The 1,864-nt window shown below is 37.7% G+C and carries 1 protein-coding gene and 1 pseudogene; one reads left to right on the top strand and one right to left on the bottom strand.

Annotated features, from left to right (window positions below):
* Positions 1-486: 486 nt before the first annotated feature.
* Positions 487-1,422, top strand: a pseudogene (gene repM, locus FTV32_RS16790) (replication initiation protein RepM); the annotation flags it as partial.
* Positions 1,423-1,674: 252 nt separating this feature from the next.
* On the opposite strand, the gene FTV32_RS17375 reads toward repM, so the two are convergent.
* Positions 1,675-1,864 (bottom strand): hypothetical protein (locus FTV32_RS17375; RefSeq protein ID WP_218947438.1); only part of this gene is annotated, 190 nt, incomplete at its 5' end.

The following is a 1,864-nucleotide window of genomic DNA, read 5'->3' as shown; positions in this document are numbered from 1 at the left end:
GCTCCCTGTTGCTTCATAACGAGATTTACAGAGCAAGGCGACTGTAGCCACTGGCTCCATGACGAGCGAAGCGACTGTAGCCACTGGCTCCATGACGAGCGAAGCGAGCATAAAGCTTTATGAGCGAAGCGAATCCATTCTTGTTTTTAGCGTCCTAGTGGATATTTGAAAAAACTGCCCCCAGGAATCGAGCGCAGCGAGATTCAATAGAGTTTGAGCGAAGCGAAAACATAGGGCAGTTTTAAATGCTTTTTAATTTTTTTTTGGCTTTTAATAATCTTTTAAGCTTTTAAATGCTTTTAGACACGCTGAAAGCATTGCTGTGTGCGCGTTTCAAGCTTCATTAAGTGACGTTTACCTTGCAATTAAGTGACGTTTACCTTGCAAAAAAATGAAAATTTCAAAAGATAAAGTGACGTTTACCTTGCATGTTGTGACGTTAATTATTAAAGTCACATAAACGTCTAAGAATAATAGAGTCACATAATGAGTAATTTAGTTGTTAAAGATAATGCGTTAATTAATGCGAGTTATAACCTCGATTTAGTCGAGCAAAGATTAATACTTTTAGCGATTATTGAAGCTCGTCAAAGTGGCAAGGGAATTAACGCAAATGACCCATTGATCATTCACGCTGAAAGCTACATCAATCAATTTTCGGCACATAGAAATACTGCATATCAAGCATTAAAAGATGCTTGTGATGACCTATTTGCAAGGCAATTCAGTTATCAGAGCCTTAGCGATAAGGGAAATATCCAGCACCATAAATCAAGATGGGTGAGTGAAGTTATTTATGTTGAGAAAGAGGCGGTTGTTAAATTAATTTTTGCCCCTGCCATCATTCCATTGATTACTCGCCTAGAAGAACAGTTTACAAAATACGATATAGAACAAGTTTCAGGGCTTACAAGTGCTTACGCTGTAAGACTTTACGAATTATTGATTGCTTGGCGTAGCACAGGTAAAACACCCATTATTGAGATACAAAAATTTAGACAAAAACTTGGTGTTCTAGATACTGAATACAAACAAATGAACGATTTTAAAAAGCGAGTTTTAGACATTGCCATAAATCAAATTAATGAAAAAACAGACATTAAAGTTAAGGTCGAACAGCACAAAACAGGTCGTGCGATTTCAGGATTTTCCTTCAAGTTTAAGCAAAAACAAACGGAAATTTCTGAAAAATCAGTATCTCCCCAACGAGATCAAAACACGCCTGACCTATTCACCAAAATGACAGATCCGCAACGCTTCCTATTCGCTCACAAGCTGTCAGAAATGCCTGAAATGAGCAAATACTCTGAGGGTACAGAATCCTTTCAAGATTTTGCGAAACGTATAGCAGACATGCTGTTAGAACCTGAAAAATTTAAAAAGTTTTATCCGCTTTTAGAAAAACTTGGCTTCGGTTCTAAGAAAAATCAATCAACAGTGAAACTGGTTGATCAAGTCAAAACCTACTCTATCGAAGATCATAAATTTATTGCATTCGACCCAAGGGGGAGCGTTCATCTTTCGAGCTGTGCTTTCAGCATTGCACGGGACAAAAGGTACAAGCACTTGAAAAAAGATAGCGAAAAAATGGCAGACTTTGAAAGCAGATTAAAAACGATGCTTCTCGATGAAAAACAACAATCTCAATTTTTTGAGATTTTGAGAGGTGAAACATCAAGGTTTAAACCTAACTAAAATCTCCTCTAAAAAAGATTTCAAAATGCCCCAACTTTTGGGGCTTATTTTTATCTTTTTCAGAGGTCGGTTTTTTGTTTCTCGGAGAGAAACGCGTAAGCGTGCATTCCCAACTGCTGTCGGAAAATGATAAATCCCCCAAACCGCTAAAACTTGCCGATCGGCAACT

The sequence above is a fragment of the Acinetobacter sp. YH16032 genome, assembly GCF_013417345.1.
GTDB lineage: Bacteria > Pseudomonadota > Gammaproteobacteria > Pseudomonadales > Moraxellaceae > Acinetobacter.
The sequence above is the reverse complement of the archived record's forward strand: the minus strand, read 5'-3'. Positions and strand labels throughout refer to the sequence as shown.